Below are 24,773 nucleotides of genomic sequence, written 5' to 3'. Positions count from 1 at the left end.
CATTAGCGGCCTGGACTAGTCCGGGCCGTTTTTATTTGTGCTTCAGGGCCTTATAGAAAGTAAGCGCTAAGTAAATAGCCGGTAAAGGCCCTTTGCTTCTCATTCCACAGTGCTTATTGTTCTGCCTCTCAATGAAGCCGTCGCACACAATGGTTGATATTCATGCAATCGTCTGGCCCCCGTAGTTCCCGTCGTTGGCTGATTAGCCTGCTAGTCCTGTTGGTCATTATCGGCTTGTGCTGGAAGTTTTGGCCGTCTACCGGGTCGCACCCAGGAGCTGGAAATATAGCTGCTGACGATAAAGGTACTGCCGCTGCGACCCGGCAAAAAGGCGGGGGCGGCGGGATGGCCAAGGGTGGGGCGCCGAGGCCGGGTTTTGGCGGGTCAACCGGTCCGGTTCCAGTGCGAGTGGCCGCAGCGACCGTTGGCGACTTCCCGATTATCTATAAAGCATTGGGTACCGTGACGGCGATGAACACCATCAACGTGCGCAGCCGAGTGGCAGGGGAGTTGGTCAAGATCAACTTTCAAGAAGGGCAAATGGTCAAGGCCGGCGACTTGTTGGCAGAAATAGACCCGCGCAGTTATCAAATCGTGTTGGAACAGGCTCAAGGCACCTTATTGACCAATCAGGCGTTGTTGAAAAATGCCCAGGTTGATCTGGAGCGCTATCGCGGTCTGTACGCCGAAGACAGCATCGCCAAACAGACACTGGATACCGCCGCTTCGCTGGTCAATCAATACGTGGGCACGATCAAGACGAATCAGGCTGCGGTGGGCGACGCCAAACTCAATCTTGAATTCACCAAGATTCGGGCGCCGATTAACGGCCGAGTCGGGTTGAAGCAACTGGACGTCGGCAACCTTGTCGCCGCCAACGACACCACAGCCTTGCTGGTCATCACCCAAACCAAACCGATCACGGTTGTTTTTACCCTGCCTGAGAAAGACCTTTCGGCAGTCATCGGCCGCTATCACAGCGGCGACAAACTGCCCGTAGAAGCGTGGGATCGCGGCGACGTGAAGCGCCAGGCCACGGGTGTCTTGGCCAGCCTGGACAACCAGATTGACGTCACCACTGGCACCCTGAAATTCAAGGCGCGCTTCGAAAACCAGGATGAGGTGCTGTTTCCGAACCAATTCGTCAATGTCCGTTTGCGTGCCGACACCCTTAAACAGGCGGTCCTGGTGCCTTCAGCAGCGGTTCAATTCGGAACCAATGGCACGTTTGTCTACGTGATGGACGGCGACAAGAAGGTCAAGGTTCGTCAGTTGGTAGCCGGGGGCAGCGATGAATCTTCTACGGTCATCACCAGCGGCTTGGCAGTGGGCGAGCGCGTGGTGCTGGAAGGCACTGACCGCTTGCGCGATGGCAGCGACGTTGAAGTTGTGAACGGCGTCAAGGACGTGCCCGTCACGCCCGATCAGGACCTACGCGGCAAACCGCCCCAAGACTCCAGTGAGTCAGCCAAGGCTGGCAAGGCGGACAAAGGCAGCGTATGAGCATCTCACGGCTGTTCATCCTGCGCCCGGTAGCGACCACATTGAGTATGCTGGCTATCGTGTTGGCCGGTTTGATCGCTTATACCCTGTTGCCGGTGTCGGCCCTGCCACAAGTGGATTACCCGACGATCCGGGTTTTGACGCTCTACCCTGGCGCCAGCCCCGAAGTCATGACCAGTTCCGTCACGGCACCGCTGGAGCGCCAGTTCGGGCAAATGCCCGGCCTTACCCAAATGGCCTCCACCAGTTCGGGGGGCGCATCGGTCATTACCCTGCGGTTCAGCCTCGACCTGAACATGGACGTCGCCGAGCAAGAAGTACAGGCCGCGATCAACGGCGCGACTAACTTGCTGCCCACCGATTTACCCGCTCCGCCGGTTTACAACAAGGTCAACCCGGCCGACACGCCAGTGCTGACCTTGGCCATTACGTCGAAAACCATGCTGTTGCCCAAGCTCAACGATCTGGTCAATACGCGCATGGCGCAGAAAATCTCGCAGATCAGTGGTGTGGGTCTGGTCAGCATCGCCGGCGGCCAACGTCAGGCGGTTCGCATCAAGGTGAATCCCGACGCGCTGGCAGCCAATGGCTTGAATCTGGCCGACGTTCGCACGCTGATCACCGCATCTAACGTCAACCAGCCTAAAGGTAGCTTCGACGGCCCGACGCGGGTCTCGACCCTGGATGCCAACGACCAGTTGCAGTCCCCTCAGGAATACGCCGACCTGATTCTGGCTTACAAAAATGGCGCACCCTTACGCCTCAAAGACGTGGCCGAGATTGTCGACGGCGCGGAAAACAATCGACTCGCTGCTTGGGCTAACGAAAATCAAGCGGTGCTGCTGAACATTCAACGCCAACCCGGCGCCAATGTGATTCAGGTGGTTGACCGGATCAAGGCCCTGCTGCCAAGCATCACCGATAACTTGCCAGCCGGGCTGGACGTCATTGTATTGACCGACCGCACGCAGACCATCCGCGCCTCGGTCAGGGATGTGCAGCATGAATTGCTGATCTCCATCATCCTTGTGGTGCTGGTAACGTTCCTGTTCTTGCGCAGGGTCAGCGCCACGATTATTCCGTCGATTGCCGTGCCGTTGTCGCTGGTCGGCACCTTTGGCGTGATGTACCTCGCCGGCTTCTCGGTCAACAACCTGACGCTGATGGCCATGACCATCGCCACCGGCTTTGTGGTGGATGACGCCATCGTCATGTTAGAAAACATTTCGCGGCACATTGAAGAGGGCGATACGCCGTTTCAAGCCGCCCTCAAAGGTGCGCGGCAGATTGGTTTTACCTTGGTTTCGCTGACCATTTCGCTGATCGCGGTATTAATCCCGTTGCTGTTCATGGCCGATGTGGTGGGGCGGTTGTTCCGTGAATTCGCGATTACCTTGGCCGTTGCGATTCTGATTTCGTTGTTTGTGTCGCTGACCCTGACGCCGATGATGTGTGCTCGATTGCTAAAGCGCGAACCAAAACCAGAAGAGCAGAGCCGTTTCTACCGTGCCAGCGGTGCGTGGATCGACTGGCTGATCGCCGCGTATGGGCGCAAGTTGCGCTGGGTATTGAAACATCAACCGCTGACCTTGCTGGTGGCCATCGCCACGTTAGGGCTGACGGTGTTTTTGTACATAATCGTGCCCAAAGGATTTTTCCCGGTGCAGGACACTGGGGTCATTCAAGGTATCTCCGAAGCGCCGCAATCGGTGTCGTTTGCGGCCATGAGCGAGCGTCAGCAGTCGCTGGCAAAAATCGTTTTGCAGGATCCGGCGGTAGAAAGCCTTTCGTCCTACATCGGGGTCGACGGCGACAACGCCACGCTGAACAGCGGGCGCATGTTGATTAACCTTAAGCCGCATGACCAACGCAGTCTAAGCGCGTCGCAGATTATTCAGCGCTTGCAGCCAGAGCTGGAAAAAATTTCGAACATCCGGTTGTTCCTGCAACCGGTCCAAGACCTGACGGTTGAAGATCGGGTCAGTCGTACGCAATACCAATTCAGCATGTCGTCACCCGATGCCGCGCTGTTGTCGCTGTGGAGCGGCAAACTGGTGGACGCCTTGGGTCAGCGCCCGGAACTGAAGGACGTCGCCAGTGATTTGCAGGACAAAGGGTTGCAGGTCTATCTGGTCATCGACCGCGATGCGGCCAGTCGGGTCGGGGTCAGCGTCGCGAACATCACCGATGCGCTGTACGACGCGTTCGGTCAGCGGCAGATTTCCACTATCTATACCCAAGCCAGCCAATACCGCGTGGTGATGCAAGCGGCAGTGGGCGTAGACCTCGGCCCGCAGGCGCTGGAACAGGTTCACGTCAAAACCACGGCGGGAACCCAGGTCAAACTGTCGAGCCTGGCCCGGATTGAGCAGCGTCAGGGGCAGTTGGCGATCGCCCACATAGGCCAGTTTCCGGCCGTCATGATGTCCTTTAACCTGGCACCGGGCGTTGCGCTGGGCAAAGCGGTTGAAGTGATTCATCAGGTGCAGAAGGACATCGGCATGCCGATTGGCGTGCAGACTGAATTCCAGGGCGCTGCTCAGGCGTTCGAGGCCTCGTTGTCGAGCACCTTGCTGCTGATATTGGCGGCGGTGGTGACCATGTACATCGTATTGGGCGTGCTGTACGAAAGTTACATTCACCCAATCACCATTCTTTCGACCTTGCCGTCTGCGGCGGTCGGTGCATTGCTGGCCTTGTTGATCAGTGGCAACGATCTGGGAATGATCGCGATTATCGGGATCATCCTGTTGATTGGCATCGTTAAGAAAAACGCCATCATGATGATCGACTTTGCACTCGACGCCGAACGTAACCGTGGTGTCGACCCGGAGACTGCGATCTACGAAGCGGCGCTGCTGCGTTTTCGACCGATTTTAATGACCACATTGGCGGCGTTGTTCGGTGCCGTGCCGTTGATGCTGGCCAGCGGTTCGGGCGCGGAGTTGCGTCAGCCGTTGGGTCTGGTGATGGTCGGCGGACTGATGGTGAGTCAGGTCCTGACGTTGTTCACCACCCCGGTTATTTACCTGTACTTCGACCGGTTAGGCCGACGCTGGGGCCGTAAACCGGACGCTGCAGCCGATTTGGAGCAGGCGCAAGTATGAACCTGTCGGGGCCGTTCATTCGTCGACCGGTGGCGACGATGCTCTTGAGCCTGGCGATCATCCTGCTGGGCAGCGTTGCGTTTAATCTGCTGCCAGTGTCGCCACTGCCGAACATGGACTTCCCAGTGATCGTCGTTTCGGCCAGCTTGGCCGGGGCCAGTCCAGAAGTGATGGCTTCCACCGTGGCCACGCCTTTGGAACGCTCGCTGGGCACCATCTCCGGCATCGCTACCATGAGCAGCCGTTCAAGCCTGGGCTCCACGCGAGTGATTTTGCAGTTCGACTTGGACCGCGACATCAATGGTGCAGCGCGGGAAGTTCAGGCCGCGATCAACGCGGCGCGCAATCTGTTGCCCAGCGGTATGCGCAGCATGCCGACCTATAAAAAGGTCAACCCGTCTCAAGCGCCAATCATGGTCTTGTCGTTAACCTCCGACGTATTGGCGAAGGGCGAGTTGTACGATTTGGCCTCGACCATTCTTTCCCAAAGCCTGTCTCAAGTGAGCGGCGTTGGCGAGGTGCAGATTGGTGGCAGTTCGTTGCCAGCGGTAAGGGTCGAGCTGGAGCCGCAGTTACTCAGTCAATATGGCGTGTCGCTGGACGATGTGCGCACCACTATTGCCGCCGCCAACGTCCGTAAACCCAAAGGGTCGGTGGAAGACGCCAACCACCATTGGCAGATCCAGGCCAATGATCAGTTAGAGAAAGCCAAGGACTACGCACCGCTGATTATCCGTTACCAGAATGGCGCAGCCTTGCGCCTGAGCCATGTGGCCAAAGTCACCGACGCCGTGGAAGACCGTTACAACGCCGGTTTTTTCAACGATAAACAAGCTGTATTGCTGGTCATCAACCGTCAGGCGGGCGCCAACATTATCGAAACCGTGGCGCAGATAAAGGCCCAGCTCCCGGCCCTGCAAGCGGTGCTCCCGGCCAGCGTCAAACTGGACCTGGCCATGGACCGTTCGCCAGTGATCAAGGCGACGCTGCATGAAGCCGAAACCACGTTGCTGATTGCCGTGGTGTTGGTGATTCTGGTGGTGTTCTTCTTTCTCGGAAACTTCCGCGCATCGCTGATTCCGACGCTGGCGGTCCCGGTATCGCTGGTGGGTACCTTCGCCGTCATGTATTTGAATGGCTTCTCGCTGAATAACTTGTCGCTGATGGCACTGATTTTGGCCACCGGATTGGTGGTGGACGACGCCATCGTGGTGTTGGAAAACATCTCCCGGCACATCGACAAAGGCGTGCCGCCGATGGAAGCCGCGTACCTCGGCGCCAAAGAAGTTGGTTTCACGTTGCTGTCGATGAACGTGTCACTGGTGGCGGTTTTCCTCTCGATCTTGTTCATGGGCGGGATCGTTGCCAGCCTGTTCCGCGAGTTTTCCATTACCTTGGCGGCGTCCATCGTCGTTTCGTTAGTGGTCTCCCTGACCTTGACCCCGATGCTCTGCGCACGCTGGCTCAAGCCCCACGACCCGACAAAAGAAAATGCCCTGCAACGCTGGAGCCGTGGGCTAAACGACCGACTGATCGCTGGATACGATCGCTCCCTTGGCTGGGTGTTGCGACATCCTCGGCTGACGTTGTTGAGCCTGTTCGTCACCATTGGGGTCAACGTCGCGCTGTATATCGTAGTGCCTAAAACCTTCATGCCCCAACAGGACACCGGACAGTTGATTGGTTTCATCCGGGGCGATGACGGCCTTTCGTTCGCAGTGATGCAGCCCAAGATGGAAATTTTCCGGCGCGCGGTGCTTGCTGATCCTGCCGTCGATAGTGTGGCAGGCTTTGTGGGCGGTAACGGCGGAACCAGCAACGCGACGATTATCGTGCGCCTCAAGCCGCTCGCTGAGCGCAAATTGGCCGCCGATAAGGTCATCGACCGTTTGCGCAAGAACATGCCGCTGGTGCCTGGGGGACGGTTATTCCTTCAGGCTGATCAGGACCTGCAGTTTGGTGGCGGTCGTGAGCAGACCACTTCGCAGTATCAATACATCCTGCAAAGCGGCGACTTGGCCAGCTTGCGCTTGTGGTACCCGAAAGTGCTCGAAGCCCTCAAATCAGTGCCGGAACTCACCGCGATTGACGGTCGCGAAGGCCGGGGCGCGCAACAAGTGACGCTGCAGGTTGACCGCGATACCGCCAAGCGCCTGGGCATTGACATGAACATGGTGACGGCGGTGTTGAATAACGCCTACAGCCAGCGGCAAATCTCTACGATTTACGACAGCCTCAACCAGTACGAAGTGGTTATGGAGGTCAATCCGAAATACGCCCAAGACCCGATCACCCTCGATCAGGTGCAGGTAATTACCGCCGCCGGCGACCGCGTGCCGTTGTCGAGCATTGCTCACTACGAGCGCAGCCTTGCGGATGACCGGGTGACCCACGACGGGCAGTTCGCTTCCGAAGACATATCTTTCGATCTGGCCGAAGGCGCCACCCTTGAACAAGCCTCGGCAGCGGTGGAACGGGCCGTGGCCAAGGTTGGTTTGCCGACTGAGGTCATCGCAAAAATGGCTGGCACCGCCGACGCCTTTGCCGCCGCACAGAAAACTCAGCCGTTCATGATTCTTGGCGCGTTGGTTGTGGTGTACCTGGTGCTGGGCATTCTCTATGAAAGCTACATTCACCCGCTGACCATTCTTTCAACCTTGCCGTCAGCAGGCGTGGGTGCCTTGCTCACCATCTACATGGTGGGCGGGCAATTTAGCCTGATCTCGCTGCTGGGCCTGTTTTTGTTGATCGGCGTGGTGAAGAAAAACGCCATTCTGATGATCGACCTGGCGCTGCAACTGGAGCGGGAGCTGGGTATGAGCCCGATGGATTCGATCCGCAGCGCGTGCTTGCAACGGCTGCGACCGATTCTGATGACCACCTTGGCGGCGATTTTGGGTGCTGTGCCTTTATTGCTGAGCAGCGCTGAAGGGGCAGAAATGCGCCATCCGCTGGGCCTGACCATTATTGGCGGTTTGATTTTCAGTCAAATCCTGACCCTCTACACCACTCCGGTGGTTTACCTTTACCTCGACCGCCTTCGCCATCGTGTCAACAAATGGCGTGGCGTGCGCACCGATGCCGCATTGGAAACTCCGTTATGACCGATCGCCTGCACCTCCCTTCCGTTTTTCAGCGTCTCGTGCGTTGGCTGGGCACCGGCCTGTGCGTGCTGTTGTTAAGCGCTTGCGCGGTCGGGCCGGACTATAAAAAACCGTCCGTAACTACCCCGGCCCAGTTCAAGCAAGCTGCGGGCTGGCGTCAGGCAACGCCTAACGACGCGTTGGTCCGGGGCGCATGGTGGGAGCTCTATGGCGATGCGCAACTCAACGGCTTGGTGGAAAAACTCAACAGCTCTAACCAGACCGTCGCTCAATATGATGCCCAATATCGACAAGCCCAGGCATTGATCCGTAGCGCGCGAGGAGCCTTTTTTCCGACACTCGACCTGACCACCAGTAAGAACCGCTCCAGCCAGGGCACCGGCAGTAGCAGTTCGAGCCTGAGTAGTTCGAGCAGCGGTATCCGCGACACCTACAACGCTCAGTTGAACGTCAGTTGGGAAGCCGACATTTGGGGCAAATTACGTCGCGGGATGGAAGCGGATAAAGCCAGCGCTCAGGCCAGCCTCGCTGACCTGGCCTCAATGCGCCTGAGCCTGCAATCGGAACTGGTGCAGAATTACCTGCAGTTGCGGGTCATCGATGAACAGAAGCGTTTGCTTGACGCCACTGTCGAGGCGTACCAGCGCTCGTTGACCACCACCCAAAATCAATACCGCCACGGTGTCTCTGGAAAGGATGCGGTGGCCCAGGCGCAGACCCAACTCAAAAGCACCCAGGCCGACTTGATCGACCTGATTTGGCAGCGAGCGCAGTTCGAGAATGCAATTGCAGTACTCATGGGCCAGGCCCCGGCCGATTTCAGCCTCGCCGCTACCACCACGGTTCCGGCGCTGCCGCAGATCCCTCTGGAAGTTCCTTCGCAATTGCTTGAACGCAGACCGGACATTGCAGCGGCGGAACGCTCGGTGATGGCCGCTAACGCCAACATTGGTGTGGCAAAAGCCGCCTACTACCCTGATCTGAGCTTGAGCATGAACGGCGGTTACAGCAGCTCCACCTTCACCAACTGGATCAGTTTGCCAAACCGTTTCTGGTCGGTCGGGCCGCAACTGGCGACCACGTTATTTGATGGCGGACAACGCTCCGCTGAAGTCGATCGCACCGAGGCCGTCTACGATCAGACCGTGGCTCAATACCGACAGACCGTGTTGAACGGTTTCCAAGAGGTCGAGAACTATCTGGTTCAACTCAAGGTTTATCAAGACGAGGCGGCGGTGCGCGCTGAAGCGTTGGACGCTGCGCGTGAATCACTGCGCTTGACCAACAACCAGTACAAAGCCGGGCTAATCGCTTACCTCGACGTGGTAACCGTGCAAACCACGGCGTTGAGTAATGAAAGAAGCGTGCTGACCCTGCTGCAAAGCCGACTCATCGCCAGTGTTCAATTGATTGCGGCGTTGGGCGGTGGCTGGAATGCTGAAAGCGGGTTGACGCTCCAGTAACCCTTCGGGAGACCAGGAACACAGCCCCTACGAATGGCGTATGTTTTTAAGTCGATGGTTCAGAACACTAAACATTCAGCGACTTTTTGTACAAGGTGCGTACAATCTTTAGCTTTTCTCTGGGCAAAAAACCTGTCGTCCGCCTAGATCACGAGAAGCCGTATGCTCATTGGTAATTACACGCCAGCGCTGGTCTTGATTTCCATATTCGTGGCGATCTTGGCCTCTTATACCGCGCTGGATTTGACCGGACGCATTGCCACTGCAAAAGGGCGCACTGCGTACCTGTGGATGGGCGGTGGGGCATTAGCCATGGGCGTCGGTGTGTGGTCGATGCATTTCATCGGCATGCTTGCCTTTAGCTTGCCCATCGAATTGGGTTACGACATACCGATTACCCTGTTGTCGTTGCTGATTGCGATTCTCGCGTCCGGGTTCGCCCTCTGGCTAGTCAGTCAGCCGCAGCTACCCTTGGTGCAGCTGTTTTTCGGCGCGTTGATCATGGGCGCCGGGATCAGCGGAATGCATTATTGCGGGATGGCCGCGTTGCGCATGCAGCCGGGCATCGCCTACGACCCTATTCGTGTTGCTCTTTCGTTGCTGATAGCCTTCAGTGCATCGGCTGCTGCGCTGTGGACTGCATTTCGTCTGCGTCAGGAAAAACCTTATGTGCGCCTGGTCCGCGCCGTGGCTTCAGTTTTCATGGGTGCAGCAATTGCTGGCATGCACTACACCGGCATGGCCGCCGCGATGTTTGCCGACGGCAGTTTCTGTGGCTCAGTCGGCAGCGGATTACGCGTCGACGGTCTGGACATGTTGGTGCTGGTCACCAGCTTGGCGGTGCTGGGCATCGCCTTGCTGACCTCTATTCTTGATGCGCGGATGGAAGCGCGCACTGCTGACCTGTCCGATTCCCTGAGCATTGCCAACCTGGAGCTGACGCACCTGGCATTGCACGACACCTTGACCGGCCTGCCGAACCGCGTATTGCTGGCCGAGCGGGTTGAACAGGCCATGCGCAAGGCAGATAAACACGGCGGCAGTTTCGCGCTGATGTTTATGGACCTGGATGGCTTCAAGCCGATCAACGATGCGTTCGGCCATTACTTGGGTGACCAACTGTTGCGCCAAGTCGCATTGCGGCTGCGCAAGAACTTGAACAGCCAAAATACCTTGGCCCGTATCGGTGGCGATGAGTTCGTGCTGCTGGTTGACCTAGGCGAACTGGCCGACGTTACGGCGTTCGCTGCCCGCCAGGTTGCGTTGATTGGTCAACCCTTTATCGTCGCCGAAAACACCGTGCAAATTTCCGCGAGCATTGGCATTGCGTTGTATCCGGGGAGCGGTGAGACGCAGCACCAATTGCTGATGAACGCCGATGCCGCGATGTACCACGCCAAAGCGGCAGGAAAAAACGGCTACAGCTTCTTTGACGTCTTGATGAATACCAACGCGCGCAATCAATTGCAGTTGCTGCAAGACCTGCGTGTTGGGCTTAAAGAACAGCAGTTTTGCCTCTATTACCAACCAAAATTCGATGCCGTGACGGGCTTGCCGATAGGGGCTGAAGCGCTGCTGCGCTGGCACCATCCGCAGCAAGGGTTGCTGCTGCCGGACAAATTCATCGGCCTGGCGGAAAAGACCGGGTTGATAATCCCCATCGGCGATTGGGTACTTAACGAAGCCTGTCGGCAGATGCGCGTCTGGTACGCGCTTGGCTATAACCATTGGCGAATCGCGGTCAATCTCTCGGCGTTGCAGTTCTGCCATGCCGGGTTGCTCAGTAGCGTCGCCACGGCGCTGGAACTGCACCAGTTACCCGCCAACAGCCTGACACTGGAAATCACCGAAACCACGGCCATGAGCGATGCCGATACGAGCATGAAGGTGCTGCAACGGTTGGCTGAAATGGGCGTCGACCTGTCCATCGATGACTTTGGCACCGGCTACTCCAGCCTGATGTACCTCAAGCGCTTACCGGCCAATGAAATCAAGATCGACCGAGGCTTCGTCCGCGATTTGGAGCACGGTAGCGATGACGCGGCGATTGTCTCGGCCATCGTTGCCGTCGGCCAGGCGCTTGGCCTGCGCATCGTTGCCGAAGGGGTTGAAACCAACCTCCAGCAGAGCTTTTTGACCCGACTAGGCTGCGATTCGCTGCAAGGTTTTCTCTTGGGACACCCATTGCCTCCCGAGAAATTCATGGCGGATATCCATGCAGCTGAAGTACAAGCGGGTGAGCACGCGAGCGTTATACCTGAGGGTTAAGGTGGGTGATTTCTTTTAGTGAACTGGGCTAGGCTGACAGTCTTCAGGCATCGATCAGGCACTCACTTATGGAAAAAGTCATTCTTATCACCGGTGGCTCCCGTGGCATCGGCGCGGCCACCGCCTTGTTGGCCGCCGGTGAAGGTTATCGGGTCTGCATTAATTATCGGTCGGACCACGTCGCCGCCAAGCGCACTTGCGCACAGGTTCGCGAGCTTGGCGCGCAGGTGATGTCGATACAAGCGGACGTCAGTGATGAAGCCCAGATCGTCAGCCTGTTCGCCAGGATCGATGCCGAATTTGGTCCGGTCACCGCGCTGGTCAATAACGCGGGGACGGTCGCTGAGGCGTCCCGGGTCGAGGACATGTCTGAATTGCGCTTATTGCGGATTATGAAAACCAACGTGGTGGGACCGATACTGTGTGCCAAACACGCGGTGCTGCGAATGTCGCCGCGCCATGGCGGCAAAGGCGGGAGCATCGTCAATGTGTCGTCGGTGGCCGCGCGGTTGGGCTCGGCGGGGGAATACGTTGATTACGCAGCGTCCAAAGGCGCACTCGACACCTTTACTATCGGCCTGTCGCGGGAATTGGCAGGCGGGGGCATTCGAGTCAACGCGGTGCGCCCCGGTTACATCTATACCGATTTCCATGCCCTGAGCGGCGACCCGCAGCGGGTCAGCAAGCTTGAACCTGGCATTCCCATGGGCCGTGGCGGCGTCGCAGAAGAGGTCGCCGAAGCGATCATCTGGTTGCTGTCGGAAAAAGCCAGTTACGCCACCGGGACATTTATCGACTTGGGCGGCGGCAGATAATCGTTTGCGTCCTCGCCGTCGTTTCGCTCAGAACGAACGAATAATTCGCCCCAGGGTTTCCATGGCTTTCTCTGCTGTCTCGTTCCAGGGACTGCCGTAATTAAGCCGGATGCAGTTACGAAAGCGCTGGGTCGGTGAAAATATTGGCCCGGGCGCAATACTGATGCCTTGGGCCAGGGCCATCTGAAACAACTTCAACGAATCCATTTGCTCGGGCAGTTCCAGCCACAGAAAGTAGCCGCCTGCGGGCTGGCTGACCCGGGTTTGTGCCGGGAAGTAACGGACGATCGCGCTGAGCATGGCGGCTTGTTGTTCCTCCAATGCGTAACGCAGTTTGCGTAGATGGCGGTCATAACCGCCGTGTTGCAGGTAGTCGGCAATCGCGGCCTGGGCGGGCATCGACGCGCAGAGCGAGGTCATCAATTTGAGCCGTTCGACTTTTTGCGCATAGCGTCCCGCGGCGACCCAGCCAATTCTGTAGCCGGGTGCGAGGCTTTTGGCAAAGGAGCCGCAGTGCATCACCAAACCTTCTGTGTCGAACGCTTTGGCAGGTTTGGGCGCTTGGGCGCTGTAATACAACTCGGCATATACGTCGTCTTCGATCAGTGGCACCTGATGCTGACGCAGCAACTCCACCAACTGGCGCTTCCTGGCTTCGGGCATGGTCGCGCCCATGGGGTTCTGGAACGTGGTCATGCACCAACAGGCTTTGATCGGGTGGCGATCCAAGGTCTGGGCCAGCACCTCAAGGTCGATACCGTCCCGGGGGTGAACCGGGATTTCAATCGCTTTGAGCTTGAGGCGCTCCAACACCTGCAAGCAGGCGTAAAAGGCAGGGGCTTCGATGGCGACCAGATCACCGGGCTCGGTCACCGCTTGTAGACACAAGTTCAGCGCCTCCAGCGCGCCATTGGTGATAATCAATTCTTCCATGGGCAGCATCAAACCGCCGACCATGTAACGCAGGGCGATTTGCCGCCGTAGCTGTGGGTTGCCAGGCGACATGTCGGTGACCACCAAGCGCGGGTCCATGTCACGGGCGGAGCTGGCCAGCGAACGGGCCAACCGTTGCAAGGGAAACAGCATGGGGCTTGGAAACGCCGAACCAAACGGCACCGTTTGCGGGTCTTTGATTGAAGCAAGCACCGAGAACACCAACTCGCTGACATCCACCTCGGTGGACTCGCTGACCTGATGACTAATCACCGGTTCAGAAAACTGCCGAGGCGCATTGTTGGTGACGAAATAGCCGGAGCGAGGCCGCGCCCTGATCAACCCGCGACGCTCCAGTAAATAATAAGCCTGGAACACCGTAGAAGGACTGACACCATAAGACTGGCTGGCATAACGCACCGATGGCACCCGCTCGCCAGGGCCGAGAACCCCGGAGCGGATCAGTTCAGCGATGTCCTCGGCAAACTTTTCATAGCGTTTCATCGGTGCTCGCTGGCTGACCATCGGTGGAATATCGTACACGGACTGCTCTGGGGTGATCACCGGTTGATCGGCGCAACAAAACGGCTTTGCGCCAGGCTGCGCACCGTGGAATCAGCGTCGTCTACCACCTCAAAACTGATGCTCTGGGAACTGCTGGTCGGGTGGTCCGCGATCATCGCTACCGACACCGGAATGTCGATGATTTCCCCCGCCGCAAGACTGACCTCGGTTTTGCCGTGATACTCGAAGCCCTTACCCTCGACCAGCGCCAGATGATACTGCTGTGGCTGCTGAGTTTTGTTGATGATTTTCAGGCTGTAGATGTTTTCGATCTGACCTTGGCTGTTTTCACGGAACATCCCTCGGTCTTTGCTGACATCCAGCGAGACCATCGGCCGCTCGACCAGCGACAGCACCAGCGCACCGATCATTAACACCAACACCGCGCAGTAGCCGATCAAGCGGGGTCGGAGCAGGTGGGTATGACCGCCTTGCAGCGTGCGTTCGGAGGTGTAACTGACCAAGCCGCGTTCATAGCCCATTTTGTCCATGATCGAGTCGCAGGCGTCGATGCACGCGGCACAGCCGATGCATTCCATCTGCAAACCGTCGCGAATGTCGATGCCGGTGGGGCAGACCTGCACGCACACCTGGCAATCGATGCAATCACCCAGGCCCACTGAGGCCGGCTCGACGTCACGTTTGCGTGGGCCGCGATTTTCTCCCCGTGCAGCGTCGTAAGAAACGGTGAGGGTGTCTTTGTCGAACATCACGCTTTGAAAACGGGCATACGGGCACATGTGCATGCACACCGCTTCCCGCAGCCAGCCGGCATTGATGTACGTTGCCGCCGCGAAGAACAGCACCCAGAACAAGCTGACGCCGCTCAATTGCAACGTCAGCATGTCCATGGCCAGCGGCCGAATCGGCGTGAAGTAACCGACGAAGGTCAAGCCGGTCAAGACGCTGATCGCTAGCCATAAGCTGTGTTTGGCGGACCGTCTTAGCAGTTTGTTCACGCCCCACGGCGCGGCTTGCAGCTTGATCCGCTGATTGCGCTCGCCTTCGGTGAGTTTTTCGCACCACATGAAGATCCAGGTCCAGGAACTTTGTGGGCAGGTATAACCGCACCACACGCGCCCGGCGAAAACCGTGATCGCGAACAAACCAAACGCACAGATGATTAGCAGCGCAGACAACAGAATGAAATCCTGCGGCCAAAACGTCGCGCCAAAGATATGGAACTTGCTGTCGGCCAGATCCCAAAGCACCGCTTGGCGGCCACTCCAATCCAGCCATACCGTTCCAAAGAACAGCAGGAATAAAAGTCCAGCGCCGCTCAAGCGCAAGTTGCGGAACAGGCCAGTGAAACTGCGGGTATGGATCAGCGTGTCGCTGGACGTGGCCTTCAGTTTCGCTCGGGAAGGTTCAACCAGTTCAATGATCTGGACGGGGATGCGTTCGCTCATGGTAGGTACTCATCAGCCTCGATCAGGCCGCTGAACTATGGGCGCGCAACTGTTTGCATAACAGACTCAGCCATTTGAATAAAAAGCGGATCAGATGGAGTATTTGTCCTAGGAATTTAGTGGGATAAAGCATGAAAATCCGGGCAGGGGCGAACTTTTTGGTGAGAGGCGCGATTCGGTCAACCTGTAACACCGCTTTCGTCGGCAAGTCGGGTCCCAGAGGATCTGTATCTGACACAGCCCCTTTGGCAAGCACAGATTCTGTGGGAGCAGGCTTGCCTGCGAAGAGGGCCGATCTGATTCACATCCTAAGAACTGCGTTACCGATCAACGCCGCCAATAGTCAATATGCCTGCTCGTGGTTTTTCATCTGAGGGGCCGGACAGTAACGTAGCGCCATCCACTCGAACCCGCCTTTTACTTGAACGACCTACTGGAGCTTAACCATGAAACGTAACCTTGCTTTCGGCTTTGCCCTGTCGGTGTTGGCTGCAAGTTCAGCCTTTGCCAGCCCTCAAACCACGGCTTCGGTTGCCAAACCGGTTAGCGCCGAAGTGACCCACGTTCGTGTCGCTGACACTTCGTCCAAGACCTTTGACCGTCTGAGCAGCGACCTGCACGGCAACGTTATCGTTGCAGAAAACCGCAAAGAATTTGGTTCGCAGTATCAGCGCTACTGATTGACTGACAACCCTACAGTCGTCAGCCAAAAAGCCCGGTTATCCGGGCTTTTTGCTGTCTGGAAAGTGATCAACGCGCACCCCTCAAACGCATACGTCGCGTTGCAAACATTTTTTCGTAGCTGCCGAAGGCTGCGAGGAATGTTCAGCGTTTACTTTCCTAAGACTCCCGGAATTTTGTGGGAGTTGCCCTCAAACATAGAATTTCCCACAGTATCTGCGGCTGCATGCGTTCGACTGCGTCAATGACATCATCGAGCCGCCCGGGCTTCGCGGCCTGCGGCGGCTCTTACACGTCCTGTGTTTGCATCGCGAGAAACCCGTCACTCCGCCACGGTGTGGTGCCGTTTATCCAGCGCGCCTAACACCGTCAATGAATCTGCCTCGTCTTCGGTGATGGACACACTCTGGCCGTCGATGTGAGCTTCAGACATGTGAGTGCTGTCATTTGTGATGATCACCACCTCAATAATGGGGCTTTGATAGCGCACCTTTTCGATGACGGCGGAGCAGTGTTCACGGGTGTTGTCGAATTCCAGTGGCATGGCTGTTCTCCTTTCAGGTCGTTGATAACGCTGTGACCCTCGGCGTGAATCAACGTTCGGCCTATGCACTGCGCCCACACGAAGGTTTAGACATTAGTCATAAAACACATCGCCCAGAATCGCCGGCGATTTCTCGGGAGGTGGATCACCCTTCGGTGGCTCCATTACCGGAGGCATCGTCGGAGGCGGGTCCTTCTCCGGCGGCGTCACGGGTAAAGCGGGGTCGTCGATCATCGGGTCAGGCGTTTCTGCCGGGATGGGGATGTTCATAGATTCCACCTCGTAATCGTTCGAGCGCGCGGACAATTCGGCGCGCTCAACGTACGACCACTGCGTGTCGAAAACGACTCCACGCTGGCGACCTGCGGTTCAAGCATCGAAGCGCAAGGGTAAAGCGTTGGGCGTGTGGGAGTTTTCCGTGTTAATTAAGTTCTTCCGTTTCGTTCGTTGGATTAACTGGGTTTGATCGTTTCGTTCCCGATGTCTCATGATCGTTTCTGCCCCTCGCTTTCGCCAGGTCGACCTGCTTCGTCCAGGCCTAAGGCATTGCGTTCAGATAGCGTTCTGTTCTATGTCTACGCGTGTTCCTGCCCCAAACCCTTTTGAACTTTTTCCGTCCGTCCACGTTCGGAAACTATGCGGCCCAGTGAGGTGGATCGGTGCAGGATGGGCTCGCTCTTTTTTTTCAATCGTGTGATTTTTGCCGGAGAGCGTCTTTTATAAGGGCGTGAGGAGTGATGCTCGATGAATGTGACCGCAGATCAGCCCTACGGCCCGGATTCTTTGGCCAGTGACGTACCGCACCAAACTCAACCGTTAACCCTGACCCAAGCGCTGCAATTGCCGCGCATCGTGATTGAAGACACGATGCCGGCGATCGAGGGCGGGCTGTTTGCGGTCAAGGCGATCGTTGGTCAGCCGATTGTGGTGACCAGTAAGGTATTTGCTGACGGACACGACAAGCTAGCGGTGGTGATTCGCTGGCGGGCTGCCGATGAAGAGCAGTGGCACAGCGCGCCGATGCAGGAGCTGGTTAACGACAGTTGGGTGGGTCAGTTCACCCCGTCATCTATCAGTCGCACGGTATTCCGTCTTGAAGCCTGGATCGATCAATTCGCCAGTTACCGTTATGAATTGCAGAAAAAGCATGGGGCCGGCGTGCCCATCGAGCTGGAGTTGGAGGAGGGCCGTATTCACCTCATCCAAGCAATGGAGCGCAATGAAGGCGAGTTGCATGAGCGTCTGGCTGCGGTGGTTGAGCAGTTCGGGAGCAGCGATTTAGAGGCGCAAGTCGCGCTGTTGCAGAATCGTGAAACCACGACGCTGATGGCCAAGGCGGAAAACCATGCGTACTTGAGCCGCAGCATTGAGTTTCCGGTGGACGTGGAGCGTGAGCTGGCGCGGTTCGCCAGTTGGTACGAGCTGTTTCCGCGCTCGATTACCGACGATCCCGCACGGCATGGCACCTTCAACGATGTGCTCGGTCGGTTGCCGACGATTCACGACATGGGTTTTGATGTGTTGTATTTCCCGCCGATCCATCCCATTGGGCGGGCGCACCGTAAGGGACCCAACAACTCACTGAACGCCGGGCCGGACGATCCCGGCAGTCCTTACGCCATTGGCAGCGCTGAAGGCGGCCACGACGCGATTCACCCGCAGTTGGGCACCCGCGTGGATTTCCGCAATCTGGTCAAAGCCGCCGCCGAACACGGCCTGGAAATCGCGTTGGATTTCGCTATTCAATGTTCCCAGGATCACCCGTGGCTCAACGAGCATCCGGGTTGGTTTTCGTGGCGCCCGGATGGCTCGATCCGATATGCGGAAAATCCGCCAAAAAAATACCAGGACATCGTCAATGTCGACTTTTACGCGCCGGATGCGATTCCCAGTTTGTGGCTTGAGCTGCGGGACGTAGTGCTGGGTTGGGTCGAGGAGGGCGTGAAGATTTTTCGGGTCGATAATCCACACACCAAACCACTGCCGTTCTGGCAATGGATGATTGCCGACATCCGCCATGAGCACCCTGACGTCATGTTCCTCGCCGAAGCCTTTACCAAGCCGGCGATGATGGCGCGCCTGGGTAAAGTCGGGTACTCCCAGAGCTACACCTATTTCACCTGGCGCAACACCAAGGCCGAGCTGTCGGAATACTTTGCGCAACTGAACGAATCGCCATGGCGAGACTGCTTTCGACCGAATTTTTTCGTCAATACGCCCGATATAAATCCCGGCTTTCTGCACGCCTCGGGACGTGCCGGTTTTTTGATTCGGGCGGCACTGGCGACCATGGGTTCGGGCTTGTGGGGCATGTATTCCGGGTTCGAACTGTGCGAGTCGGCGCCGATACCGGGCAAGGAAGAGTACCTGGACTCGGAGAAATATCAGCTGCGGCCACGGGATTACACCGCGCCGGGCAACATCATTGCCGAGATCGCTCAGCTCAATCGCATTCGTCGCCAGAACCCGGCGTTGCAGTCCCATTTGGGCCTGAAGCTTTACAACGCCTGGAACGACAACATTTTGTATTTCGGTAAACGCAGCGCCGACGGCAGCAACTTCATTTTGATTGCCATCAGCCTCGATCCGGTCAACGCCCAGGAAGCGAGCTTTGAACTGCCGCTGTGGGAAATGGGCCTGCCCGACGACGCGGCGTCATCGGGGGAAGATTTGATGACCGGCCACCGCTGGACCTGGTACGGCAAGTACCAATGGATGCGCATCGACCCGACGTATCAGCCTTTTGGCATTTGGCGTATCCAGACCACGAATTAAGCCTTACAAGGAACTAAAGATGGCGAAGAAACCGAGGAGTGCGGCCTTCATCGATGACCCTCTGTGGTACAAGGACGCGGTCATTTATCAAGTCCATGTAAAGTCTTTTTTTGATTCGAATAACGATGGTATTGGCGACTTCCCTGGCCTTATTGCCAAGCTCGATTACATTGCGCAACTGGGGGTCAATACTATCTGGCTCCTGCCGTTTTACCCGTCACCACGCCGGGACGACGGCTATGACATCGCTGATTACCGTGGCGTCCATAGTGACTACGGCACCATGTCCGATGCGAAGAAATTCATCGCCGAAGCCCATGGTCGCGGTCTGCGAGTCATTACCGAGCTGGTCATTAACCACACCTCTGACCAGCACCCGTGGTTTCAAAAAGCTCGTGCCTCCAAGCGCGGCTCCAAAGCCCGTGACTTTTACGTGTGGTCCGACAGCGACCAGAAGTACGACGGGACGCGGATTATTTTCCTCGACACCGAAAAGTCCAACTGGACCTGGGACCCGGTCGCGGGCCAGTACTTCTGGCACCGGTTTTATTCGCACCAGCCGGACCTGAATTTCGATAATCCGGCGGTGATGGAAGCAGTCCTGGAAGTGATGCGGTATTGGCTGGACATGGGCATCGACGGCCTGCGTCTGGATGCGATTCCGTACCTGATTGAGCGCGACGGCACCAACAACGAAAACCTGCCTGAGACCCATCAGGTACTGAAGAGAATTCGCGCTGAGATTGACGCCAATTACCCTGATCGCATGCTGTTGGCCGAGGCGAACCAATGGCCAGAAGACACGCAAATGTACTTCGGCGACACCAAAGGCAAAGACGGTGACGAGTGCCACATGGCGTTTCACTTTCCGCTGATGCCTCGGATGTACATGGCCGTGGCGCAGGAAGACCGTTTTCCAATCACCGATATTTTGCGCCAGACCCCGGAAATTCCGGAAAACTGCCAATGGGCGATTTTCCTGCGCAACCACGATGAACTGACCTTGGAGATGGTCACCGATCGTGAGCGCGACTACCTGTGGAACTACTACGCCGCCGACCGCCGCGCGCGGATCAATCTCGGCATTCGTCGTCGTTTGGCACCGTTGGTCCAGCGTGACCGGCGACGTGTTGAATTGCTCATCAGCATGTTGTTATCGATGCCCGGTACGCCAACCTTGTACTACGGCGACGAGATAGGCATGGGCGATAACATCTACCTCGGTGACCGCGACGGTGTGCGCACGCCGATGCAATGGTCCATTGACCGCAACGGTGGTTTCTCTCGCGCCGACCCGGCGAGCCTAGTGTTGCCGCCGATCATGGACCCGCTGTACGGCTACCAATCGGTGAATGTCGAAACCCAGAACAATGACCCGCATTCCTTGCTGAACTGGAACCGCCGGATGTTGGCGGTACGTAAACAGCAGAAGGCGTTTGGCCGTGGCACATTGAAAATGCTCTCGCCGAGCAACCGGAGGATTTTGGCCTACACCCGGGAATACACCGGGCCGGACGGTAAAACTGAAATCATCCTGTGTGTGGCCAACGTGTCCGCCGCCGCTCAGGCGGCGGAGCTGGAGCTTTCGTCGTTTACCGGGATGGTGCCGGTGGAAATGCTCGGCGGCAGTGCGTTTCCGCCGATTGGTCAACTGACCTACCTGCTGACGTTGCCGCCTTATGGTTATTACTGGTTCTTGCTGGCGGCAGAAAATCAGATGCCCAGTTGGCACGTAGAGCCGGCGCAGAGCATGCCGGACTTCCCAACGATGGTGCTGAAAAAACGCCTCGAAGAACTGCTCGACGAGCCGTTGCGCAGCGTAATGGAGAAGACCTCGCTGGCGGTGTATCTACCGAAGCGTCGTTGGTTTGCGGGCAAGGACAAGGTCATTGACCAAGTCAAAATTGCCTATGCCGTGCGTTTTGGCGATGTTCAGCATCCGGTGCTGTTGAGCGAGCTGGAAGTGACGGCCGGCGACCATCAAGGTCGCTACCAATTGCCGTTCGGGCTATTGGCGGAAGACGAAATCAGCAGCGCGTTGCCTCAACAATTGGCGTTGGCCCGGGTTCGACGCGGACGCCAGGTCGGCTTCATCACCGATGCGTTTACCTTGGAAACCTTCATCCGCGCTGTGGTTCAGGGTATGCAAGCTGAAACCGTTCTGCCCTGCAGCGAAGGCGAAATACGGTTTGAGCAGACGCCGGAAATGACCCATCTGGGCCTGACTAATGAATCGGAAGTGCGTTACTTGTCGGCGGAGCAGTCCAACAGTTCGGTGGTGGTCGGCGGTAGTCTGGTGTTGAAAATGATTCGTCGCGTCAGTGCGGGTACTCACCCGGAATTGGAAATGGGCGCGTACCTGACGGCGGCGGGTTTCAAACACATTTCACCGTTACTGGGCTCGGTGGTGCGGGTCGACAACGACGGGCAGGACAATTTGTTGATGATTGCTCAAGGCTACCTGAGCAATCAGGGCGATGCGTGGGAGTGGACTCAAAACAACCTCGAACGTGCTGTCCGTGACGAGCTGTCTCGGGGGCGTTCAGACTTGGATCAACACTTTAACGCGCTGCTGGAATTGTCGGATTTCTCGGCCTTATTGGGGCAGCGTCTGGGCGAAATGCACCAAATATTGGCAGCGCCGACCGACGATCCGGACTTCGTTGCGCAGCCTACTAGTGCTAAAGACGGCGAAGCGTCAGGCAATAGTGTCGTGGCGCAAATGGAGCGTGCGCTGGAGTTGCTTGAGCAACACCAAAGCAAGCTGGAAGCGGACGACCAAGCCTTGGTCTCCGGGTTGTTGAGTCAACGTAAACAGGTGCTGGCGCATATCAAAGACCTGGCCAAGCGTTCCGTGGGCGGACTGCGGCTGCGGGTGCACGGTGATTTGCACCTTGGCCAAGTGTTGGTGGTCAAGGGCGACGCTTACTTGATTGACTTTGAAGGTGAGCCGGCACGTGCGCTGATCGAACGCCGAGCCAAGTACAGCCCGTTTAAGGACGTCAGTGGCGTGCTGCGTTCGTTCGACTATGCGGCCGCCATGGCCGTGCGCAATGCCCAGGCCGTCGACACCTCGGTGGAAGCGAAAACCGCGCGTCAAACGGTGGCCGACACCTACTTGGCCCAAGCCCGGGAAGCCTTTATCAACGGGTACCGAGCGGCAACCACGGACATGGCCCACGCCTGGAAGGACAGCGCTGGCGAAGCCGCCGCGCTGGAATTATTTACCCTGGAAAAAACCGCTTATGAAGTAGTCTACGAAGCCGAGCACCGCCCCAACTGGTTGGCCGTGCCCTTGCAAGGCCTACGTGGACTGCTGACTTTGTCTGATGGAGAACCAACATGAATGCACCTAAGGAATACGGCAGGGGCACAGTGGAAATGCTGCCCGGTGCGGCCGACATGGACGCGCTGATTAGCGCCGAACACCACGACCCATTTTCGATGCTTGGCCCCCATGACGATGGCAAGGGCGGTCAATACATTCGCGCTTATTTGCCGGACGCATTGAGCGTGAAAGTTTTGGCTCGAGACGGCGAGCACGAATTGGCCACGCTGGACATGAGTTCGACCCCCGGTTTTTTTGTAGGACACCTTGCCCACCCTCAACCGTATTTGTTGAAGGTCAGTTGGGCCGGTGGCGAGCAAATTACCGAAGACCCTTACAGCTTCGGTCAACTGTTGGGTGAAATGGACCTGTACCTGTTTGCCGAAGGTAATCACCGGGACCTGAGCAGTTGCCTGGGCGCACAGGTGATGAATGTCGATGGCATTGATGGGGTTCGATTCGCGGTTTGGGCGCCTAACGCGAGACGCGTCTCGGTGGTAGGCTCGTTCAACAATTGGGATGGCCGTCGTCATCCGATGCGCGCACGTTACCCGTCCGGCGTGTGGGAGGTGTTCATCCCTCGCCTGAAGCCGGGTGAAGCCTACAAATACGAAATCCTCGGGACCGGCGGGATTCTTCCGCTCAAGGCGGACCCGGTGGCGTTGGCGACACAAATGCCTCCGCAAACCGCATCGGTGGTCGCCACGCCGCTGAATCATGACTGGCAAGACGGCAACTGGATGCAATCTCGTGGCGAGCGGCATTCACAGAAGGCACCGCTGTCGATTTACGAATTGCACGCCGGTTCATGGCAGCTCGACCACAGCGATGAATTCGTGGTGCGTCAGTACAACTGGCAAGAACTGGGCGATCGCCTGATCCCCTACATCAAGGAGCTGGGCTTTACTCATATCGAACTGATGCCGATCATGGAGCACCCGTTTGGTGGTTCATGGGGGTATCAGCCGCTGTCACAATTTGCCCCGACTGCTCGCTTCGGGTCGCCGCAAGACTTCGCTGCATTCGTCGATGCGTGCCACCGTGCAGAAATTGGCGTGATCCTCGATTGGGTGCCGGCGCACTTTCCGACCGACACTCATGGCTTAGCCCAGTTCGACGGCACCGCGTTGTACGAATACGGCAATCCTCAAGAAGGTTTCCACCAGGATTGGGACACGTTGATCTATAACCTGGGTCGCACCGAAGTCCACGGTTTCATGCTGGCGTCGGCATTGCATTGGCTCAAACATTTCCACATTGACGGCCTGCGGGTCGATGCCGTCGCCTCGATGCTCTATCGCGATTATTCGCGCAAGGCCGGGGAGTGGGTGCCCAATCGCCACGGTGGTCGGGAAAACCTCGAAGCCATCGATTTCCTGCGACACCTCAACGACGTTGTCGCGTTGGAGGCGCCGGGCTCGATGGTGATTGCCGAAGAATCCACTGCATGGCCCGGCGTTAGCCAGTCGACGCAACAGGGCGGGTTGGGCTTCCAATACAAATGGAACATGGGCTGGATGCACGACACCCTGCATTACATGCAGCAGGACCCGATCCATCGCGCTCACCACCACAGTGAGTTGAGTTTCGGTCTGGTGTACGCCTGGTCGGAGAAGTTCGTTTTGCCGATCTCCCATGACGAAGTGGTTCACGGCAAGCACTCACTGATCGACAAAATGCCCGGTGATCGCTGGCAAAAATTTGCCAACCTGCGCGCTTATCTGGCGTTCATGTGGACCCATCCCGGCAAGAAACTGCTGTTCATGGGCTGCGAGTTCGGCCAATGGCGCGAGTGGAACCACGACGAGCAGCTTGATTGGTACTTGCTGCAATATGCCGAACACATTGGCGTGAAGAAACTGGTCAGCGACCTCAATCGTCTTTACCGCCAAGAGCCTGCGTTGCATGAGCGCGATTGCGAGCCGATGGGCTTTCAATGGGTGATTGGCGATGACGCCGCCAACAGCGTCTTTGCGTTTATGCGTTGGAGCTGCGAAGGCGAGCCGGTGTTGATCGTGGCGAACCTGACCCCGGTGCCACGCGAGTCTTACCGTGTCGGCGTGCCGTTCGAAGGGCCATGGATTGAACTGTTGAACAGTGACGCTGACACCTACGCCGGTTCTAACGTCGGTAATGGCGGCGAAGTGAAGGCGATGGAGGGTAAAAGCCATGGCCAGCCGTTTTCACTGCAATTAAACCTGCCACCGTTGGCGGTGCTGATTTTGAAGCCCAAACCGGAGTGACAGTGCCCTGCGTCGCAGCTTAACGGCTGCGGCGCT

General features: G+C 57.4%; 14 protein-coding genes. 10 read left to right on the top strand and 4 right to left on the bottom strand.

Going from position 1 to position 24,773, the window contains the following annotated elements; all coding sequences use genetic code 11:
• The first annotated feature begins 162 nt into the window (after positions 1-162).
• The 6 genes from RHM59_RS06410 to RHM59_RS06385 all read left to right on the top strand — a co-directional run bounded on the left by RHM59_RS06410 (position 163) and on the right by RHM59_RS06385 (position 12,260).
• On the top strand, positions 163-1,503 hold the full coding sequence (locus RHM59_RS06410; protein ID WP_322286222.1) for an MdtA/MuxA family multidrug efflux RND transporter periplasmic adaptor subunit: 1,341 nt from the start codon (positions 163-165) through the stop codon (positions 1,501-1,503).
• On the top strand, positions 1,500-4,610 hold the full coding sequence (locus RHM59_RS06405; RefSeq protein ID WP_322286221.1) for an MdtB/MuxB family multidrug efflux RND transporter permease subunit: 3,111 nt from the start codon (positions 1,500-1,502) through the stop codon (positions 4,608-4,610). Before RHM59_RS06410 ends, RHM59_RS06405 begins: the two co-directional genes overlap by 4 nt.
• On the top strand, positions 4,607-7,714 hold the full coding sequence (locus RHM59_RS06400) for an efflux RND transporter permease subunit (RefSeq protein ID WP_322286220.1): 3,108 nt from the start codon (positions 4,607-4,609) through the stop codon (positions 7,712-7,714). The genes RHM59_RS06405 and RHM59_RS06400 overlap by 4 nt, the downstream gene beginning before the upstream one ends.
• Entirely contained in the window at positions 7,711-9,177 is a 1,467-nt protein-coding gene (locus RHM59_RS06395; protein ID WP_322286219.1) for an efflux transporter outer membrane subunit, read from the top strand. Before RHM59_RS06400 ends, RHM59_RS06395 begins: the two co-directional genes overlap by 4 nt.
• Positions 9,178-9,339: 162 nt before the next feature.
• Complete coding sequence (locus RHM59_RS06390) at positions 9,340-11,445, top strand: putative bifunctional diguanylate cyclase/phosphodiesterase (RefSeq protein ID WP_322286218.1); 2,106 nt, start codon at positions 9,340-9,342, stop codon at positions 11,443-11,445.
• A gap of 68 nt (positions 11,446-11,513) precedes the next feature.
• Positions 11,514-12,260, top strand: coding sequence for an SDR family oxidoreductase (locus RHM59_RS06385; protein ID WP_322286217.1), 747 nt, complete (start codon positions 11,514-11,516; stop codon positions 12,258-12,260).
• Positions 12,261-12,287: 27 nt separating this feature from the next.
• Here the strand turns inward: RHM59_RS06385 and mapR are convergent, their stop codons facing one another.
• Positions 12,288-13,697, bottom strand: a complete 1,410-nt coding sequence (gene mapR, locus RHM59_RS06380; protein ID WP_322169390.1) for a GntR family transcriptional regulator MpaR — start codon at positions 13,695-13,697, stop codon at positions 12,288-12,290.
• A 56-nt stretch (positions 13,698-13,753) separates the two neighbouring features.
• Positions 13,754-15,166, bottom strand: a complete 1,413-nt coding sequence (gene ccoG / locus RHM59_RS06375) for a cytochrome c oxidase accessory protein CcoG (protein WP_322169394.1) — start codon at positions 15,164-15,166, stop codon at positions 13,754-13,756.
• Between the two features lie 446 nt (positions 15,167-15,612).
• On the opposite strand from ccoG, the gene RHM59_RS06370 reads away from it, so the two are divergent.
• Entirely contained in the window at positions 15,613-15,846 is a 234-nt protein-coding gene (locus RHM59_RS06370) for a hypothetical protein (protein WP_322286216.1), read from the top strand.
• Between the two features lie 323 nt (positions 15,847-16,169).
• On the opposite strand, the gene RHM59_RS06365 is transcribed toward RHM59_RS06370, so the two are convergent.
• Both RHM59_RS06365 and RHM59_RS06360 read right to left on the bottom strand, forming a co-directional pair.
• Positions 16,170-16,391, bottom strand: coding sequence for a DUF3203 family protein (locus tag RHM59_RS06365; RefSeq protein ID WP_322169401.1), 222 nt, complete (start codon positions 16,389-16,391; stop codon positions 16,170-16,172).
• A gap of 93 nt (positions 16,392-16,484) precedes the next feature.
• Complete coding sequence (locus RHM59_RS06360) at positions 16,485-16,661, bottom strand: hypothetical protein (RefSeq protein ID WP_322169404.1); 177 nt, start codon at positions 16,659-16,661, stop codon at positions 16,485-16,487.
• Positions 16,662-17,135: 474 nt separating this feature from the next.
• Here RHM59_RS06360 and RHM59_RS06355 point away from each other — a divergent pair, with 474 nt between their 5' ends.
• From RHM59_RS06355 to glgB, 3 genes are read left to right on the top strand one after another with little or no spacing between them, the layout of a single operon-like run.
• Positions 17,136-19,166, top strand: a complete 2,031-nt coding sequence (locus RHM59_RS06355; RefSeq protein WP_322286215.1) for an alpha-1,4-glucan--maltose-1-phosphate maltosyltransferase — start codon at positions 17,136-17,138, stop codon at positions 19,164-19,166.
• A 19-nt stretch (positions 19,167-19,185) separates the two neighbouring features.
• On the top strand, positions 19,186-22,512 hold the full coding sequence (gene treS / locus RHM59_RS06350; protein ID WP_322286214.1) for a maltose alpha-D-glucosyltransferase: 3,327 nt from the start codon (positions 19,186-19,188) through the stop codon (positions 22,510-22,512).
• Positions 22,509-24,737 carry a 1,4-alpha-glucan branching protein GlgB gene (gene glgB, locus RHM59_RS06345; RefSeq protein ID WP_322169411.1) on the top strand — a complete coding sequence of 743 codons (2,229 nt, stop codon included), beginning with the start codon at positions 22,509-22,511 and terminating at the stop codon, positions 24,735-24,737. The genes treS and glgB overlap by 4 nt, the downstream gene beginning before the upstream one ends.
• The last annotated feature ends 36 nt before the right edge of the window (positions 24,738-24,773 follow it).

Origin of the sequence: Pseudomonas sp. MH10 (genome assembly GCF_034353045.1) — a bacterium.
Lineage (GTDB): Bacteria > Pseudomonadota > Gammaproteobacteria > Pseudomonadales > Pseudomonadaceae > Aquipseudomonas.
The sequence above is the reverse complement of the archived record's forward strand: the minus strand, read 5'-3'. Positions and strand labels throughout refer to the sequence as shown.

Bases quoted from the DNA above. Each gene is read 5' to 3' on its own strand.
- RHM59_RS06410 (WP_322286222.1), top strand. From the start codon at position 163: ATGCAATCGTCTGGCCCCCGTAGTTCCCGTCGTTGGCTGATTAGCCTG.
- RHM59_RS06405 (WP_322286221.1), top strand. From the start codon at position 1,500: ATGAGCATCTCACGGCTGTTCATCCTGCGCCCGGTAGCGACCACATTG.
- RHM59_RS06400 (WP_322286220.1), top strand. From the start codon at position 4,607: ATGAACCTGTCGGGGCCGTTCATTCGTCGACCGGTGGCGACGATGCTC.
- RHM59_RS06395 (WP_322286219.1), top strand. From the start codon at position 7,711: ATGACCGATCGCCTGCACCTCCCTTCCGTTTTTCAGCGTCTCGTGCGT.
- RHM59_RS06390 (WP_322286218.1), top strand. From the start codon at position 9,340: ATGCTCATTGGTAATTACACGCCAGCGCTGGTCTTGATTTCCATATTC.
- RHM59_RS06385 (WP_322286217.1), top strand. From the start codon at position 11,514: ATGGAAAAAGTCATTCTTATCACCGGTGGCTCCCGTGGCATCGGCGCG.
- mapR (WP_322169390.1), bottom strand. From the start codon at position 13,697: ATGAAACGCTATGAAAAGTTTGCCGAGGACATCGCTGAACTGATCCGC.
- ccoG (WP_322169394.1), bottom strand. From the start codon at position 15,166: ATGAGCGAACGCATCCCCGTCCAGATCATTGAACTGGTTGAACCTTCC.
- RHM59_RS06370 (WP_322286216.1), top strand. From the start codon at position 15,613: ATGAAACGTAACCTTGCTTTCGGCTTTGCCCTGTCGGTGTTGGCTGCA.
- RHM59_RS06365 (WP_322169401.1), bottom strand. From the start codon at position 16,391: ATGCCACTGGAATTCGACAACACCCGTGAACACTGCTCCGCCGTCATC.
- RHM59_RS06360 (WP_322169404.1), bottom strand. From the start codon at position 16,661: ATGAACATCCCCATCCCGGCAGAAACGCCTGACCCGATGATCGACGAC.
- RHM59_RS06355 (WP_322286215.1), top strand. From the start codon at position 17,136: ATGAATGTGACCGCAGATCAGCCCTACGGCCCGGATTCTTTGGCCAGT.
- treS (WP_322286214.1), top strand. From the start codon at position 19,186: ATGGCGAAGAAACCGAGGAGTGCGGCCTTCATCGATGACCCTCTGTGG.
- glgB (WP_322169411.1), top strand. From the start codon at position 22,509: ATGAATGCACCTAAGGAATACGGCAGGGGCACAGTGGAAATGCTGCCC.